General features: G+C 69.3%; 12 protein-coding genes. 5 read left to right on the forward strand and 7 right to left on the reverse strand.

Going from position 1 to position 15,623, the window contains the following annotated elements:
• Positions 1-114: 114 nt before the first annotated feature.
• The 5 genes from AC3A6J_RS22715 to AC3A6J_RS22735 all read left to right on the forward strand — a co-directional run bounded on the left by AC3A6J_RS22715 (position 115) and on the right by AC3A6J_RS22735 (position 6,497).
• Positions 115-2,358: a cyanophycin synthetase gene (locus AC3A6J_RS22715; protein WP_487862261.1), complete on the forward strand. Its 2,244-nt coding sequence runs from the start codon at positions 115-117 to the stop codon at positions 2,356-2,358.
• Between the two features lie 20 nt (positions 2,359-2,378).
• The gene (gene cphA, locus AC3A6J_RS22720) at positions 2,379-4,946 is read left to right on the forward strand and encodes a cyanophycin synthetase (RefSeq protein ID WP_487862262.1); all 2,568 of its coding nucleotides are present in this window, start codon (positions 2,379-2,381) and stop codon (positions 4,944-4,946) included.
• Between the two features lie 169 nt (positions 4,947-5,115).
• Positions 5,116-5,541, forward strand: a complete 426-nt coding sequence (locus AC3A6J_RS22725) for a hypothetical protein (protein WP_487862263.1) — start codon at positions 5,116-5,118, stop codon at positions 5,539-5,541.
• 41 nt (positions 5,542-5,582) lie between these two features.
• Positions 5,583-6,116: a hypothetical protein gene (locus AC3A6J_RS22730; RefSeq protein WP_487862264.1), complete on the forward strand. Its 534-nt coding sequence runs from the start codon at positions 5,583-5,585 to the stop codon at positions 6,114-6,116.
• Positions 6,117-6,242: 126 nt separating this feature from the next.
• Positions 6,243-6,497, forward strand: coding sequence for a hypothetical protein (locus AC3A6J_RS22735; protein ID WP_487862265.1), 255 nt, complete (start codon positions 6,243-6,245; stop codon positions 6,495-6,497).
• Between the two features lie 29 nt (positions 6,498-6,526).
• Here AC3A6J_RS22735 and AC3A6J_RS22740 read toward each other — a convergent pair whose 3' ends face one another.
• The 7 genes from AC3A6J_RS22740 to mmsA form a co-directional block, all read right to left on the reverse strand.
• Positions 6,527-7,447: a dihydrodipicolinate synthase family protein gene (locus AC3A6J_RS22740; RefSeq protein ID WP_487862266.1), complete on the reverse strand. Its 921-nt coding sequence runs from the start codon at positions 7,445-7,447 to the stop codon at positions 6,527-6,529.
• 6 nt (positions 7,448-7,453) lie between these two features.
• Positions 7,454-9,193: an IlvD/Edd family dehydratase gene (locus AC3A6J_RS22745; RefSeq protein ID WP_487862267.1), complete on the reverse strand. Its 1,740-nt coding sequence runs from the start codon at positions 9,191-9,193 to the stop codon at positions 7,454-7,456.
• A 7-nt stretch (positions 9,194-9,200) separates the two neighbouring features.
• The gene (yjfF, locus tag AC3A6J_RS22750) at positions 9,201-10,235 is read right to left on the reverse strand and encodes a galactofuranose ABC transporter, permease protein YjfF (protein WP_487862268.1); all 1,035 of its coding nucleotides are present in this window, start codon (positions 10,233-10,235) and stop codon (positions 9,201-9,203) included.
• A complete protein-coding gene (locus AC3A6J_RS22755; RefSeq protein ID WP_487862269.1) occupies positions 10,232-11,266 on the reverse strand; it encodes an ABC transporter permease in 1,035 nt (344 codons plus the stop codon). The genes yjfF and AC3A6J_RS22755 overlap by 4 nt, the downstream gene beginning before the upstream one ends.
• A 70-nt stretch (positions 11,267-11,336) precedes the next feature.
• Positions 11,337-12,857, reverse strand: coding sequence for a sugar ABC transporter ATP-binding protein (locus AC3A6J_RS22760; protein WP_487862270.1), 1,521 nt, complete (start codon positions 12,855-12,857; stop codon positions 11,337-11,339).
• On the reverse strand, positions 12,854-14,080 hold the full coding sequence (gene mmsB, locus AC3A6J_RS22765; protein ID WP_487862271.1) for a multiple monosaccharide ABC transporter permease: 1,227 nt from the start codon (positions 14,078-14,080) through the stop codon (positions 12,854-12,856). Before mmsB ends, AC3A6J_RS22760 begins: the two co-directional genes overlap by 4 nt.
• Positions 14,067-15,623 carry a multiple monosaccharide ABC transporter ATP-binding protein gene (mmsA, locus tag AC3A6J_RS22770; RefSeq protein WP_487862308.1) on the reverse strand — a complete coding sequence of 519 codons (1,557 nt, stop codon included), beginning with the start codon at positions 15,621-15,623 and terminating at the stop codon, positions 14,067-14,069. The genes mmsB and mmsA overlap by 14 nt, the downstream gene beginning before the upstream one ends.

A 15,623-nucleotide genomic window follows, 5' to 3' on the forward strand; every position in this document is an offset into this window, starting at 1 on the left:
GCGGTTCACTACAACCGCGCCATGACGCCCTTCGCGGGGCGCCGATTCTGACCGATCGCCATGGGCGCGCTTGAAGGCGCCGCGGTGCTCGGCCAAAGCACATCGAACGTTTGCATGACCCGTTTCGACGACATCCGCCTGCTGCGCATCAACTATTTGCGCGGACCGAACCTCTGGACCTACCGGCCCGTGCTCGAGGTCTGGCTCGACCTGGGGGCGCTGGAAGACTTTCCGTCCAACAAGATCGACGGCTTCACCGCCCGCCTCACGGGCCTGCTGCCGGCGCTGATCGAACACCACTGCGGTGTCGGCGAGCGCGGCGGCTTCATCCAGCGCCTGACCGAAGGCACCTGGGCCGGCCACGTGCTCGAGCACGTGGTGATCGAACTGCTCAACCTGGCGGGCATGCCCACGGGCTTCGGGCAAACCCGCAGCACCTCGGCGCACGGCGTCTACCGCATGGTGTTCCGCGCGCGCGACGAACAGGTGGCCCGCGTGGCGCTGGCCGAGGGCCATCGCCTGCTGATGGCCGCCATCAACGCCGATCCGTTCGCCGCCGCCGACGTGCAGAAGGCCGTCGATGCGGTCAAGGCCAAGGTCGAGGACTGCTACCTCGGGCCGAGCACCGCGGCCATCGTGGCCGCCGCCACCGACCGCGGCATCCCGCACATGCGGCTCAACAGCGGCAACCTCGTGCAGCTGGGCTATGGCGCGAGCCAGCAGCGCATCTGGACCGCCGAGACCGACTACACCAGCGCCATCGGCGAATCGATCGCGAGCGACAAGGAGCTCACCAAGTCGCTGCTCGCGAGCTGCGGCGTGCCTGTGCCCGAAGGCCGGGTCGTGGCCAGCGCCGAGGAAGCCTGGGAAGCGGCCGAGGACATCGGCGTGCCGGTGGCGGTCAAGCCCTCGGACGCCAACCACGGCCGCGGCGTGTCGCTCGAACTGACCACGCGCGAAGAAGTCATGGCCGCCTTCGCCGTGGCCGAGCCCGAGGGCAGCGACGTGATGGTCGAGCGCTTCATCCGTGGCCATGAGCACCGCCTGCTGGTGGTGGGCGGCGAAGTGGTGGCCGCAGCGCGCGGCGAGATCATCACCGTGACCGGCGATGGCCGCAGCACCGTGGCCGAGCTGATCGACAAGCAGCTCAACAGCGACCCGCGCCGCGGCGCCGAAGAAGAATTTCCGCTCGACCTGATCGTGCTGACGACCGACGCCAAACTGCAGCTCGAACTCAAGCGCCAGGAACTCGACGGCGATGCGGTGCCCGCCGCCGGCCGCGTGGTCACGATCCAGCGCAACGGCAACATGGCCAACGACTGCACCGACCAGGTCCACCCCGAAGTGGCGCACGCCGCCGTGCTGGCCGCCCGCGTGGTCGGCCTGGACATCGCAGGCATCGACCTCGTGGCCGAGGACATCGGCAAGCCGCTCGGCCCGCAGCGCGGCGCCATCGTCGAAGTGAATGCCGGCCCCGGACTGCTGATGCACCTGAAGCCGGCTGTCGGCTCGCCGCGTCCGGTGGGCCGCGCGATCTGCGACCACCTGTTTCCGAACGACGCGCCGGGCCGCATCCCGGTGGTGGGCGTCGCGGGCTCGCGCGACACCGCCGTGCTCGCGCGGCTGGTGGCCTGGCTCATCGACCTTGGCGGCCGCCACACCGGCCTGGCCTGCCGCGACGGCCTGTTCCTCGAGCGCCGCCGCGTCGATGCGCGCGACAGCGCCAACTGGGACGCCGGGCGCCGCCTGCTCATGAACCGCGCCGTGCAGGCAGTGGTGATCGAGAACGGCGCCGAGACCATCTTGCGCCACGGCCTCGCGTACGACCGCTGCGAAGTCGGCATCGTGACCGACCTGGACGGCGCCGAGGCGCTCGGCGATTTCGACATCACCGACAGCGAGCAAATGGTCAAGGTGCTGCGCACGCAGGTCGACGTGGTGCTCGCCGAAGGCACCGCCGTGCTCAATGCCGGCGATGCGCGCGTGGCCGGCCTCGCGCCGCTGTGCGACGGCGCCGTCATCCTGTATGCGGCCGACGCGCAGGCGCCGGCGCTGGCCGCGCACCAGGGCGCGGGCGGCAAGGCCGTGCTGGTGCGCCAGGACCGCGTGGTGCTGGCCAACGGCAGCAGCGAATCGTTCCTGCCGGGGCTCGGCCGCCTGACCGTCTGGCGCGCCACGCACGTGGGCGTCGGCCTCGAGAGCCTGCTCGCCGCCGTGGCGGCGGCCTGGGCGCTGGGCATTCCGCTCAACCTCATCGGCGCCGGCGTCGAAGCCTTCGAAGCCGACCTGCAGGCAGCGCTCGCGTCGCTGCAGCTGTCGCAGAGCCCGCCGCTCCCCGTTCAACCGCAGCTCGCCTGAACCCAACCGCGTCGCCGTCCATGAAAGTCACCCGTCTCCGCGCCCTGCGCGGGCCCAATCTCTGGAGCCGCCACACCGCGATCGAAGCGGTGGTCGCCTGCGAAGGCGACGAGAACGCCATCAGCCGCCTGGCCGGTTTCGAGGCCCGCCTGCGCGCGCGCTTTCCGACCATCGGCGAGCTGCATCCGATGGTGCTGGGCCAGCCGCTGGCGCTGGCCCACGTGCTCGAGAACGCGGCCGTGGCGTTGCAGGCGCAGGCCGGCTGCGCCGTCAACTTCGGCCACACCTCGCCCACGCTCGAAGACGGCGTCTACCAGGTCGTGGTCCAGTACACCGAGGAAGAGGTCGGCCGCCGCGCGCTCGCGCTCGCCGAGGCGCTGCTCACCGCCGCCCTCTACGACACGCCTTTCGACGCGACCGCCGCCCTCACGGAGCTGCGCGACCTCGACGAATCGGAGCGCCTGGGCCCGAGCACCGGCGCCATCGTCGACGCCGCCGTGGCGCGCGGCATTCCCTACCGCCGGCTCACGAGCGGCAGCCTGGTGCAGTTCGGCTGGGGCTCGCGCCAGCGCCGCATCCAGGCCGCCGAGATCGACAGCACCAGCGGCGTGGCCGAATCGATCGCGCAGGACAAGGAGCTCACCAAGCAGTTGCTCAATGCCGCGGGCGTGCCGGTGCCGCTGGGCCGCCCCGTGGCCGATGCCGACGACGGCTGGGCCGCTGCCATGGAGATCGGACTGCCCGTGGTGGTGAAGCCGCAGGACGGCAACCAGGGCAAGGGTGTCACGGTCAACATCACCACGCGCGAACAGCTCACGGCCGCCTACGAATCGGCCGCCGCGTACGGCGAGGTGATGGTCGAGAAGTTCCTGCCGGGCTTCGACTTCCGCCTGCTCGTGGTGGGCGACCGCCTCGTGGCCGCGGCACGGCGCGACCCGCCGCACGTGATCGGCGACGGCAGCGCCACGGTGCGCCAGCTCGTCGATGCGGTGAACCTCGATCCGCGGCGCGGCGAAGGGCATGCCACCTCGCTCACCAAGATCCGCCTCGACGACATCGCCGTCGGCCGGCTCGAGGCGCAGGGCCTCACGCCCGACAGCGTGCCCGAGCGCGGCCAGCGCGTGGTGCTGCGCAACAACGCCAACCTCTCCACCGGCGGCACCGCCACCGACGTGACTGACACCGTGCACCCCGAAGTGGCCGCGCGCGCGGTCGATGCGGCGCAGATGGTCGGGCTGCACATCTGCGGCGTCGACATGGTGTGCGAGAACGTGCTGCGCCCGCTCGAGGAGCAGCACGGCGGCGTGGTCGAAGTCAACGCCGCACCCGGCCTGCGCATGCACATCTCGCCCTCGTTCGGCCGCGGCCGCGCCGTTGGCGAGGCCGTCATGGACACCCTCTTCGCACCCGGCGACGACGGCCGCATCCCCGTGGTGGCCGTGACCGGCACCAACGGCAAGACCACCAGCGCGCGCCTCGTCAACCACCTGCTCGCATCGAGCGGCCTGCGCACCGGCATGACCAACACCGACGGCGTGTACGTCGACGGGCGCCAGACCGACAGCGGCGACTGCAGCGGCCCGAAGAGCGCGCGCAACGTGCTGCTGCACCCCGACGTCGATGCGGCGGTGTTCGAGGTGGCGCGCGGCGGCGTGCTGCGCGAGGGCCTCGGCTTTGATCGCTGCCAGGTGGCCGTGGTCACCAACATCGGCAGCGGCGACCACCTGGGCCTGAACTACATCACCACGGTCGAAGACCTTGCGGTGCTCAAGCGCGTGATCGTGCGCAACGTCGCGCCCGAAGGCTATGCGGTGCTCAATGCGGCCGACGCGAACGTGGCCGCGATGGCCGCGGGCTGCCCCGGCCATGTGATCTTCTTCGCGGCCGACCGGCAGCATCCGGTGATGGCCACGCATCGCGCACAGGGCAAGCGCACCGTCTACGTCGACAACGACGCGCTGATTGCGGCCGAGGGCTCGTGGCGCGAGCGCATCGCACTGCGCGACGTGCCGATCACGCGCAACGGCACCATCGGCTTCCAGGTCGACAACGTGATGGCCGCCGTGGCTGCGGCCTGGGCCGTGGGCCTCGACTGGGACACGATCCGCAGCGGCCTCGCCAGCTTCATGAACGACGCGGCCGGCGTGCCCGGGCGCTTCAACGTCATGGACTACCGCGGCGCCACGGTGATCGCCGACTACGGCCACAACACCGACGCAATGCGTGCGCTGGTGTCGGCGGTCGACACCATGCCCGCGAACAAGCGCTCGGTGGTGATCAGCGGCGCCGGCGACCGGCGCGACTGCGACATCCGCGACCAGACCGCGATCCTCGGGCAGGCCTTCGACGAAGTCATCCTCTACCAGGATGCCGCGCAGCGCGGCCGCGCCGACGGCGAGGTGATGGCGCTCCTGCGCCAGGGACTGCAGGGTGCGCAGCGCACGAGCTACATCGACGAGATCCGCGGCGAGTTCATCGCCATCGACACTGCGCTGGCGCGGCTGCAGCCGGGCGACCTGGCGCTGGTCCTGGTCGACCAGGTGGACGAAGCGCTCGCGCACCTGGCCAAGCGCATTTCGGAGGCTTGATCCCCGGAGCGCCTTCGGGGCGCGCATGCCGGACCAGTCCCACATGCAGCGGCGAGTCCGGCCGGGGCTGCTGTCTGTGCCGTCCCACAGGGGCCGCTGGGCCAGCGGCCCCAGACTGGCGCTCCGGTCGTGCCCTCTTCGGAGGGCGTGGCCCAACCAGGAGCACCCGATGAGAACAAGAGCCCGTTCCGTATCCCGCCTTTCCGCTGCCGCCTTCTTCGCGGCCAGTGTGGTCATTCTCGCGGCCGGCACCTCGCTGGCGCGGGCCCAGGCACCCGCCGGCAGCGCCGACACGATGCGCCAGGAGCGCGCCACCTGCGACGGCGTCCAGCAGGACCGCGCAGCCTGCCTGCGTGAAGCGGGTGCCGCCCGCCAGGAGGCGGCGCGCAGCGGCTTGACCAGCGCGAGCCCGGGCCGCTACGACGCCAATGCCCTGGCACGCTGCCGCGAGCAGCCCGCGGCCGACCGCGCCGACTGCGAAGCGCGCCTGCAAGGCGGCGCGCGCACCAGCACCGAGGGCAGCGTGATGGGCGGTGGCGTCATCCGCGAAACGGTGACACCGCTGCCGGCGCAACCGGCATCCCCCGCGCGCTGAATGCGCTTCCTTTCGTTTCAGGTCACGCCAAGGAGCACACCATGAACAACAGTCTTCACGCCCGTTCGATGATCGCCGCCCTGATCGCAGTCGGCGGTCTGTCAGCCGCCGTGGCGCCGGCCTCGGCCCAGTCGCGCCAAGGCGGTTCCACCTACCAGCAGGAACTCGCCGTTTGCGGCCACAACCAACAGGACCGTGCGGCCTGCATTCGCGAAGCCGGCGCCGCGCGCCAGGAAGCCGCGCGCGGCGGCCTGACCAGTGCACCCGACTTCCGCGCCAATGCGCTCGCGCGCTGCAACCTGCAGCCGCCCGCCGACCGCTCGGCCTGCGAGGCGCGCGTGCTCGGCGACAGCGGCAACACCGACGCCCGGGTCAGTGGCAGCGTGATGGGCGGCGGCGTGATCCGCGAATCGGTCACCACGGTCGTCATGCCCGCGCCCGCGGCGATGCCTGCACCGATGCCTGCGCCCTCGCGCGCGCCGGCGCCAGCGATCGTCGCACCGGTCGAGCGCATGCCGCCGCCCGCGGCGTACCCGGCGCCCGCACCCTATCCAGCACCGTATCCCGCACGCTGAGCGTTTCGCGCGATGGCCAAGGCCACTGCCGCAGGGCATGGCCTTGGACTGTCACAGGACTGTCATAAAGCCTGGCGCACTGATAGCTATAGTTCCCGGTCTCTGCCTACCGAGGAACACTTTCCAATGAATGCCATCAAGGTCGCCCGCCGATTCATCGAAACGGACCCGGCCAATGAATCGGCCAAGATCCTGGCCCAGCTCGTGCTGGCGCTCGAATCGGAGCGCAGCTTCGAACTGGTCACCCTCTACAACCTCGATTACAAGAGCTTCGAACTCGCGATCGACATCCTGAAGGAATGGCGGCTCGACCGCTACTACGCGAGCAAGTCGAAGCTGTTCGATCTGTCGCTGCAGGTCAGCGAACTCGAGAAGCCCTGAGACGCTTCCGCGTCTTCTTTTTTTCTTCTTCAACGCCCCCAGCGCAGCACCAGAGGATCGAGCCGCCTGGCGGTTTCGATCAGGCCTGCGCGCGTGTCGGGGTGCAGCGCCGGCAGCGGATGGCGCGGTGCCTCGCAAGCGATCACGCCGCCCTCCTTCATGAGCGCCTTGCAAGCGAGCAGGCCGGCCTGGCGGTTCTCGTAGTTGATCAGCGGCAGCCACTGCTGGTAGAGCGCGAAGGCACGGTCGCGATCGCCCGCGCGGTGCGCCTCGATGATCGGCCGGATGCCATCGGGATAGCCGCCGCCGGTCATCGACCCGGTGGCGCCCGCATCAAGGTCGGGCATCAGCGTGATGGCCTCCTCGCCGTCCCAGGGTCCCTCGACCGCATCGCCACCGAGGCGGATCAGTTCGCGCAGCTTCGATGCGGCACCGGGCGTCTCGATCTTGAAGTACGCCACCTGCTCGATCTCACGCGCCATGCGCGCGAGGAAGGCCGCCGACAGCACGGTGCCGCTCGCGGGCGCGTCCTGGACCATGATCGGGATGCCCACCGCGTCGGACAGCCCCGCGTAGAACTCGAAGATCTGCGGCTCGGGCACGCGGAAGGTCGCGCCATGGTAGGGCGGCATCACCATCAGCATCGCCGCACCCATGTCCTGCGCGCGGCGGCTGCGCTCGGCGCAGACCCGGGTGCTGTAGTGCGTGGTGGTCACGATCACCGGCACGCGGCCTTTCACGTGGTCGAGGATGGTGCGCGTGAGCACCTCGCGCTCCTCGTCCGACAGCACGAACTGCTCCGAGAAGTTCGCGAGGATGCACAACCCGTCGGAGCCCGCGTCGATCATGAAGTCGACGCAGCGCTTCTGGCTGTCGAGGTCGAGCGTGCCCTGTTCGGTGAAGGTGGTGGGCACCACCGGGAAGATGCCGCGATAACGGGGATTGTTCATGGTGAATCAGTGTGAATGGCGGGGAACGGCAGAGCCTCGGCAGCCGACCAGGAAGTCGAAATCGCAGCCCTCGTCGGCCTGCAGCACGTGGTGGACGTAGAGCTTCTGGTAGCCACCGCCGCGCGTGCTCATCGGCTGCACGTCGGAGGCCGACAGCGCCGCCAGGCGCGCGGCGAGTTCCTCGTCGCTGATGTCCAGGTGCAGGCGGCCTGCATCGCAGTCGAGCTCGATCCAGTCGCCGTCGCGCACCGCCGCGAGCGGGCCGCCATCGGCCGCCTCGGGTGCGACGTGCAGCACCACCGTGCCGTAGGCCGTGCCGCTCATGCGCGCGTCGGAGATGCGCACCATGTCCTTGATGCCCTGGCGCAGCAGCTTGGGCGGCAGGCCCATGTTGCCGACCTCGGCCATGCCAGGGTAGCCTTTGGGGCCGCAGTTCTTCATCACGAGCACCGAGCTGGCGTCGACTTCGAGCGATTCGTCGACGATGCGCGCCTTGTAGTGCTCGAGGTTCTCGAACACCACGGCGCGGCCGCGATGCTTGAGCAGTTCGGGCGATGCGGCCGAAGGCTTGAGCACAGCGCCGCGCGGCGACAGGTTGCCGCGCAAGATGCGAATGCCGCCGTCGGCGATCAGCGGCCGGTCGAGCGGGCGGATCACCTCGTCGTCGAGGCTCGGCGCCTCGCGCACGTTGTCCCAGATCGAGTGGCCGTTGACGGTGAGCGCGCCCGGGTGCGGCAGCAGGCCGTTCTCGCCCAGGCGCCGCAGCACGGCCGGCAGCCCGCCTGCGTAGTAGAACTCTTCCATCAGGAAGCGGCCCGAAGGCATCAGGTCGACGATGGTCGGCGTGTGGCTGCCGATGCGCGTCCAGTCTTCGAGCTCGAGCGGCACGCCGATGCGCCCGGCGATGGCCTTCAGGTGGATCACCGCGTTGGTCGAGCCGCCGATCGCCGCATTCACGCGGATCGCGTTCTCGAACGCCTCGCGCGTGAGGATCTTCGACAGCGTGAGGCCTTCCTTGGCCATATCGACCGCGCGCATGCCCGACATCTGCGCGAGCACGTAGCGCCGCGCGTCGACGGCCGGGATCGCCGCGTTGTGCGGCAGCGAGGTGCCCAGTGCCTCGGCCATGCAGGCCATGGTCGAGGCGGTGCCCATGGTGTTGCAGGTGCCGGCCGAACGCGACATGCCCGCCTCGGCCGACAGGAACTGGTGCAGGCCGATCTCGCCGGCCTTCAGCGATTCGTGCAGCTGCCACACGGCCGTGCCCGAGCCGATGTTCTTGCCGTCGAGCTTGCCGTTGAGCATCGGTCCGCCGGTGACCACGATGGCCGGGATGTCGCAGCTCGCCGCGCCCATCAGCAGCGCCGGCGTGGTCTTGTCGCAGCCCGTGAGCAGCACCACCGCATCGACCGGATTGCCGCGGATCGCTTCTTCCACGTCCATGCTCGCGAGGTTGCGCGTGAGCATCGCGGTCGGCCGCAGGTTCGATTCGCCGTTCGAGAACACCGGAAACTCCACCGGAAAGCCACCCGCCTCCGAGATGCCGCGCTTCACGTGCTCGGCAATCTTGCGGAAGTGGGCGTTGCACGGCGTGAGCTCCGACCAGGTGTTGCAGATGCCGACGATCGGGCGTCCATCGAACTCGTGGTCGGGGATGCCCTGGTTCTTCATCCAGCTGCGGTACATGAAGCCGTTCTTGTCGGCGGAGCCGAACCATTCGGTCGAGCGCAATTTCTTTGTTGTCATGAAAGTCTCAGTGGCGCGGGGCGCGCGAGGTGAAGAAGCGCTGCAGCAGGCAGAACACGAACAGGAGTGCGCCCACGACGATGCGCGTCCACCACGAGCTCAGGGTGCCGTCGAAGGAGATCAGCGTCTGGATGATCCCGAGCATCAGCACGCCGAACAGCGTGCCCGCGACATAGCCCACGCCGCCGGTCAGCAGCGTGCCGCCGATCACCACGGCGGCGATGGCGTCGAGCTCGAGCCCCATCGCATGCAGGCCGTAGCCCGACTGCATGTAGAAAGTGAAGATCACGCCCGCGAGCGCCGAGCACAGGCCCGACAGCGTGTACACGCCCACCAGCGTTCGGCGCACCGGCAGGCCCATCAGCATGGCCGAATGCGCGCTGCCGCCGATGGCGTACACCGCGCGGCCGAAGGGCGTGCAGTGCGCGATGAACACGGCGGCCAGCAGCACTGCGATGGCGATCACCGCGCTGATCGACAGCGAGGCCTCGCCCCAGACCGGAATGCGGATCTGCGACACCTCCGAATAGAACGCGTGCGTGATGCTGATCGAGTCGATGCTGATCAGGTAACACAGTCCCCGCGCGAGGAACATGCCCGCCAGCGTGACGATGAAGGGCTGCAGCCGATAGCGCTCGATCAGCAGGCCCATGAACGCGCCGAAGGCCGTTCCCATCGCGAGCACCAGCGGAATGACGACCGCGGGGCTCCAGCCGTGCTTCTCGACCAGCGCGGCCGACACCATGGTCGTGAGCGCGATCACCGAACCGACCGACAGGTCGATGCCGCCGGAGAGGATCACGAAGGTCATGCCGACCGCCACCACGATCAGGAAGGCGTTGTCGATCAGCAGGTTCAGGAACACCTGCGCCGAGAAGAAGCCGTCGTAGAACACCGAGCCCAGCGTGGCCATCAGCATGAAGAGCGAGATGGTCGCCGTCAACGGCAGGTACTTCGGATTGAGCCCGCGCTTGCCCCCTCTCCCGCGCGCGGGAGAGGGTTGGGGTGAGGGTGCAGCGCTCGTCTCGATCACCGCGCTCATGCCCTGCTCCCGTCATGCACCGGCCGCTGCACGAGCGTGCGGACCTCCGCCCTGAACTCCGGCGACTGCAGCAGCATCACCGCGAACACCACCGCCGCCTTGACTACGAGGTTGATCTCCGGCGGCACGCCCATCGAGTAGATCGCATAGGTCAGCGTCTGGATGATCAGCGCGCCGATCACGCTGCCCACGAGGCTGAAGCGCCCGCCCGTGAGCGCCGTGCCGCCGAGCGTCACCGCGAGGATCGCGTCGAGCTCGAGCAGCTGGCCCGCGTTGTTGCCGTCGGCGCTCTTGACGTTGGAGCTGATCAACAGGCCCGCGATGCCTGCGCAGACACCGCAGAACGCATAGGCGCCGATCACCAGCCGCTTCGCCTGCACCCCCGCCACGCGCGCAGCCGTGGGGTTGATGCCCACGGCCTGGATGAACAGGCCGAGCGCGGTGCGCGTGATCGCAAGGTAGAGCAGCGCGAACACCGCCGCCACGATGAACACCGCGAACGGCAGGCCCAGGAGATGGCCGCTGCCGAGAAAGAAGAAGGGCTTGTAGTAGATGGTGATGATCTGCCCGTCGGTGATGAGCTGCGCGATGCCGCGCCCCGCCACCATGAGGATCAGCGTCGCGATGATCGGCTGCATGCCGACCTTGGCGACCAGCAGCCCGTTCCACAGGCCGCACAGCAGCGCGACGGCGATCGCCGCCAGGATCGCGAGCCACATCGGGAACCGGCTCACGTCGCTCGCCACCGAGCCGCCGATCATCCAGGCGGCCACGGCCGCCGCGATCGCCACCGTCGCACCCACCGAGATGTCGATGCCGCGCGTGGCGATCACGAGCGTCATGCCGAGCGACACCAGCACCAGCGGCGCCGCGCGGTTCACGATGTCGATCAGGCTGCCGTAGAGATGGCCGTCGCGCCACTCGAGGTGCAGGAAGCTGGCGTTGAACGCGGTGTTGACGGCGAGCAGCAGCAACAGCGTGATGAGGGGCCAGGCGAGACGGTGATGCATGAGGGCGGAGAGGCGGTTCATGGGGTTGGCTGCCTTGCTCCTTCCCCCTTTGGGGGAAGGTTGGGATGGGGGCACGCGGCCTCGCGCGGGTTCATACCGAGGCAATCATTTCGTAGACCTCGTCCTCGGTCGATCCGCCCGGGAGCTCGCCCACCTTCTGCCGGTCGCGCAGCACCACGATGCGGTGCGCCACGCGCACCACCTCGCTCATCTCCGACGAGATGAAGACCACCGCCATGCCCGCGCGCGCGAGCCGCAGGATCTCCTCCATGATCTCCTGCTTGGCCGCCACGTCGATGCCGCGCGTGGGCTCGTCGAGGATCAGGAGGCGCGGCTCGGTGGCAAGCCAGCGCGCGATCATCGCCTTCTGCTGGTTGCCGCCCGACAGCAGACCGATCGGTGTCTCGACACTCGCGGTCTTGATGCCCAGCGACGCCACGAAGCGCTCGGCCAGCGCGGTCTGCTCGGCCTGCGAGAGGAAGCGCCGGGCGCCGAGCCGGGCCTGCAGCGCGAGCGCGATGTTCTCGCGCACCGACAGCTCGGCGACGATGCCGTCGGTCTTGCGCTCTTCGGGGCAGAGCGCAAAGCCCTGGCGGATCGCATCGGCCGGGCTCGAAAAGCGCATCGCGCGCCCGTCGACCTTGAGCACGCCGCGGTCCGGTGCCTCCAGGCCGAACAGCAGCCGCGCCAGCTCGGTGCGGCCCGCGCCCAGCAGGCCCGCGATGCCCACCACTTCGCCCGCGCGCACGCGCAGATCGACCGGCTGCAGCTGCCCCGCCTGCGCGAGCCCCTCGGCGTGCAGCAGCGCGGGCGCGGCTTCGTCCAGCGCCGGCAGCGCGGCCGGGTGCGCCGACTGCGCCGCCAGCTCGCGCCCGAGCATGGCCGCGATCAGCGCCTGCGGGCCGAGCTCGGCGGTGTGCCATTCGCCCACCCACGCGCCGTTGCGCAGCACCGTGATGCGGTCCGACACCGCATACACCTGGTTGAAGAAATGCGTCACGAAGACGATCGCGAGCCCTTCGCCGCGCAGTCGCCGCAGCACCGCGAACAGCTTCTCCACCTCGTCGTCGTCGAGGCTCGAGGTCGGTTCATCGAGGATCAGCACCTTCGACGACACGCCGAGCGCGCGCGCAATGGCCACCATCTGCTGCACCGCCACCGAGTAGCTCGACAACAGGCGCGTCACGTCGATCTCGAGCCCGATGCGCGCCAGCAGCTCGGCGGCGCGCCGGTTCACCGCCGCCCAGTCGATGCGAAAGCCCTGAGCCGCGCCGCGGCGCGGGTAGCGGCCCGCGAAGATGTTCTCGGCCACCGAGAGGTTCGGGCACAGGTTGACCTCCTGGTAGACGGTGCTGATGCCGAGCTTCTGCGCCTCGAGCGGCGAGCCCGGCCGGATCGGCCGGCCATCGAGCCGCATCTCGCCGCCCTCCGAGGCGAGCACGCCCGTGAGCACCTTGATCAGCGTCGACTTGCCCGCGCCGTTCTGTCCCATGAGCGCATGGATCTCGCCCGCGCGCAGGCTCAGCTGCACGTCGCGCAGCACGGCAATGCCGCCGAACTGCTTGCCGATGCCGCGCAGTTCGAGCACGGGTGGAAGGCTGCTGCCGCTCATGCCTGCCTGTTCTTGTTGTAGACGTCGATGAACACGGCCGCGAGCAGCACCAGCCCCTTGATCACCTGCTGGTAGTCGATGCCGATTCCCATGATCGACATGCCGTTGTTCATCACGCCCATGATGAAGGCGCCGATCACCGCGCCCATGACCTTGCCCACGCCGCCCGAGGCCGAAGCGCCGCCGATGAAGCAGGCCGCGATCACGTCGAGCTCGAAGCCGAGGCCCGCCTTCGGCGTGGCGGTGTTGAGCCGGGCCGCGAACACCAGGCCCGCGAGCGCCGCGAGCGCGCCCATGTTCACGAAGGTCAGGAAGGCGAGCCACTGCGTCTTCACGCCCGACAGCCGCGCGGCCTTCTCGTTGCCGCCGAGCGCATAGATGCGCCGGCCGACCGTGGTGCGGTTGGTGACGAAGTCGTAGGCCACGATCAGCACCGCCATCACGATCAGCACGTTGGGCAGGCCCTTGTAGGTCGAGAGCAGGTAGCTGAAGAACAGGATGATCGCCGCGAAGAACACGTTCTTCACGAGGAAGAAGGCGTAGGGCTCGGTCTCCATGCCGTGCGCGGCGAGCCGGGCGCGTCCGCGCAGCTTGAAGAACACCAGCGCCGCCGCGGCCACCGCGCCCACCACCAGCGAGGTGACGCGCAGCGTCCCGCCCTCACCGCCCAGCGGGTCGGGGATGAAGCCCGAGCTGAGCCGCTGGAAGGTCTCGGGAAACGGCCCCACAGACTGTCCCGCGAGCAGTGCGAGCGTGAGCCCCTTGAACACCAGCATGCCCGCGAGCGTGACGATGAACGACGGGATCCTGCGGAACGCGACGAACCAGCCCTGCGCGGCGCCGATCAGGGCACCCGCCACGATGCCGAGCACGGCCGCCGGCACGAAATGCCATTCGTACTCGACCATCAGCACCGCTGCGAGCGCGCCGATGAAGCCGCAGACCGAGCCTACCGACAGGTCGATGTGCCCGGCCACGATCACCAGCAGCATGCCGAGCGCCATGATGACGATGTAGCTGTTCTGCAGCAGCAGGTTCGTGAGGTTCAGCGGGCGCAGCAAGGTGCCGTCGGTCAGCACCTGGAACAGCACCATGATCGCGACCAGCGAGATCAGCATGCCGTATTCGCGCAGGTTGTTCTTGAGGAACCCGGCATGCACCCCGCGCGGCGCGGCGGCAGCAGGCATGGCGGCGTTCACCGCTTCGGCGTCAGGCGGCGTCATGGACGGAACTCCCCGCGCTCACGATGGCGTGCATGATGCGCTCCTGCGAGGCCTCGGCGGCCGGAAACTCGGCCACGAAGCGGCCCTCGTTCATCACGTAGATGCGGTCGCACATGCCGAGCAGCTCCGGCAGTTCGGAAGAAATCATGAGAATGCCTTTGCCCTCGCTCGCGAGCTGGTCGATGATGGTGTAGATCTCGTACTTGGCGCCCACGTCGATGCCGCGCGTGGGTTCGTCGAGGATCAGCAGCTCGGGCTGCGTGAAGAGCCACTTGCTCAGCACCACCTTCTGCTGGTTGCCGCCCGACAGGTTGACCACGGCCTGCGACACGCCGGGCGAGCGGATGCGCAGCGCCTTGCGGTAGTCGTTGGCCACCGCGAACTCGCGCGTGTCGTCGATCACCATGGCTTTAGCCACCGCCGGCAGGTTCGCGAGGCTCACGTTCTTCTGAATGCTCTCGTCGAGCACCAGGCCCAGGCCCTTGCGGTCTTCGGTCACGTAGGCGATGCCGTGGTCGATGGCCTTGCGCACCGTGCCCACGTCCACCGGCTGGCCGTGCATCAGCACCGTGCCGCTGATGCGCTGGCCGTACGAGCGGCCGAACACGCTCATCGCGAACTCGGTGCGGCCCGCGCCCATGAGCCCCGCGATGCCGATGATCTCGCCGCGGCGCACCTGCAGGTTCACGCCCTTGATCTGCTCGCGCTCTGCGTGCAGCGCATGGTGCACGCGCCAGTCGCGCACCTCGAACACGGTCTCGCCGATGCGCGGCGTGCGCTCGGGATAGCGGTGCGCCATGTCGCGCCCGACCATGCCGCGGATGATGCGGTCCTCGCTGACCGGTCCGGCGCGGCAGTCGATCGTCTCGACCGTGGCGCCGTCGCGCAGCACGGTGATCGAATCGGCCACCTTGGCGATCTCGTTGAGCTTGTGCGAGATCAGGATCGACGCGATGCCCTGGCGCTTGAGTTCGAGCAGCAGCGCCAGCAGCGCGTCGCTGTCGTTCTCGTTCAGGCTCGCGGTCGGCTCGTCGAGGATCAGCAGCTTGACCTCTTTGGCCAGCGCCTTCGCGATCTCCACCAGTTGCTGCTTGCCCACGCCGAGATCGGTCACCAGCGTGGTCGGCAACTCCGCGAGGCCGACCCTGGCGAGCAGCGCGCGCGTCTTGGCGTAGGCCGCGAACCAGTCGATCACGCCGCCGCGCGCGATCTCGTTGCCGAGGAAGATGTTCTCGGCGATCGAGAGCAGCGGTACCAGCGCGAGCTCCTGGTGGATGATGATGATCCCGAGCTTCTCGCTGTCGGCGATGCCGCGGAAGCGGCGCAGCGCGCCCTCGAAGTGGATCTCGCCGGTGTACGAATCGCACGGGTACACGCCGCTCAGCACCTTCATGAGCGTCGACTTGCCCGCGCCGTTCTCGCCCACCACCGCATGGATCTCTCCGGCGCGCACCGCCAGGTTCACGTCGGCGAGCGCCTTCACGCCCGGGAAGGTCTTGGTGATGCCGCGCATCTCGAGGATGCGCGGCGCGCCGGCTGCCAT

Source organism: Variovorax sp. Soil_C_39 (assembly GCF_057656815.1).

Coding starts and splice junctions, on each gene's coding strand:
- AC3A6J_RS22715 (WP_487862261.1), top strand. CDS start 115: ATGACCCGTTTCGACGACATCCGCCTGCTGCGCATCAACTATTTGCGC.
- cphA (WP_487862262.1), top strand. CDS start 2,379: ATGAAAGTCACCCGTCTCCGCGCCCTGCGCGGGCCCAATCTCTGGAGC.
- AC3A6J_RS22725 (WP_487862263.1), top strand. CDS start 5,116: ATGAGAACAAGAGCCCGTTCCGTATCCCGCCTTTCCGCTGCCGCCTTC.
- AC3A6J_RS22730 (WP_487862264.1), top strand. CDS start 5,583: ATGAACAACAGTCTTCACGCCCGTTCGATGATCGCCGCCCTGATCGCA.
- AC3A6J_RS22735 (WP_487862265.1), top strand. CDS start 6,243: ATGAATGCCATCAAGGTCGCCCGCCGATTCATCGAAACGGACCCGGCC.
- AC3A6J_RS22740 (WP_487862266.1), bottom strand. CDS start 7,447: ATGAACAATCCCCGTTATCGCGGCATCTTCCCGGTGGTGCCCACCACC.
- AC3A6J_RS22745 (WP_487862267.1), bottom strand. CDS start 9,193: ATGACAACAAAGAAATTGCGCTCGACCGAATGGTTCGGCTCCGCCGAC.
- yjfF (WP_487862268.1), bottom strand. CDS start 10,235: ATGAGCGCGGTGATCGAGACGAGCGCTGCACCCTCACCCCAACCCTCT.
- AC3A6J_RS22755 (WP_487862269.1), bottom strand. CDS start 11,266: ATGAACCGCCTCTCCGCCCTCATGCATCACCGTCTCGCCTGGCCCCTC.
- AC3A6J_RS22760 (WP_487862270.1), bottom strand. CDS start 12,857: ATGAGCGGCAGCAGCCTTCCACCCGTGCTCGAACTGCGCGGCATCGGC.
- mmsB (WP_487862271.1), bottom strand. CDS start 14,080: ATGACGCCGCCTGACGCCGAAGCGGTGAACGCCGCCATGCCTGCTGCC.
- mmsA (WP_487862308.1), bottom strand. CDS start 15,623: ATGGCAGCCGGCGCGCCGCGCATCCTCGAGATGCGCGGCATCACCAAG.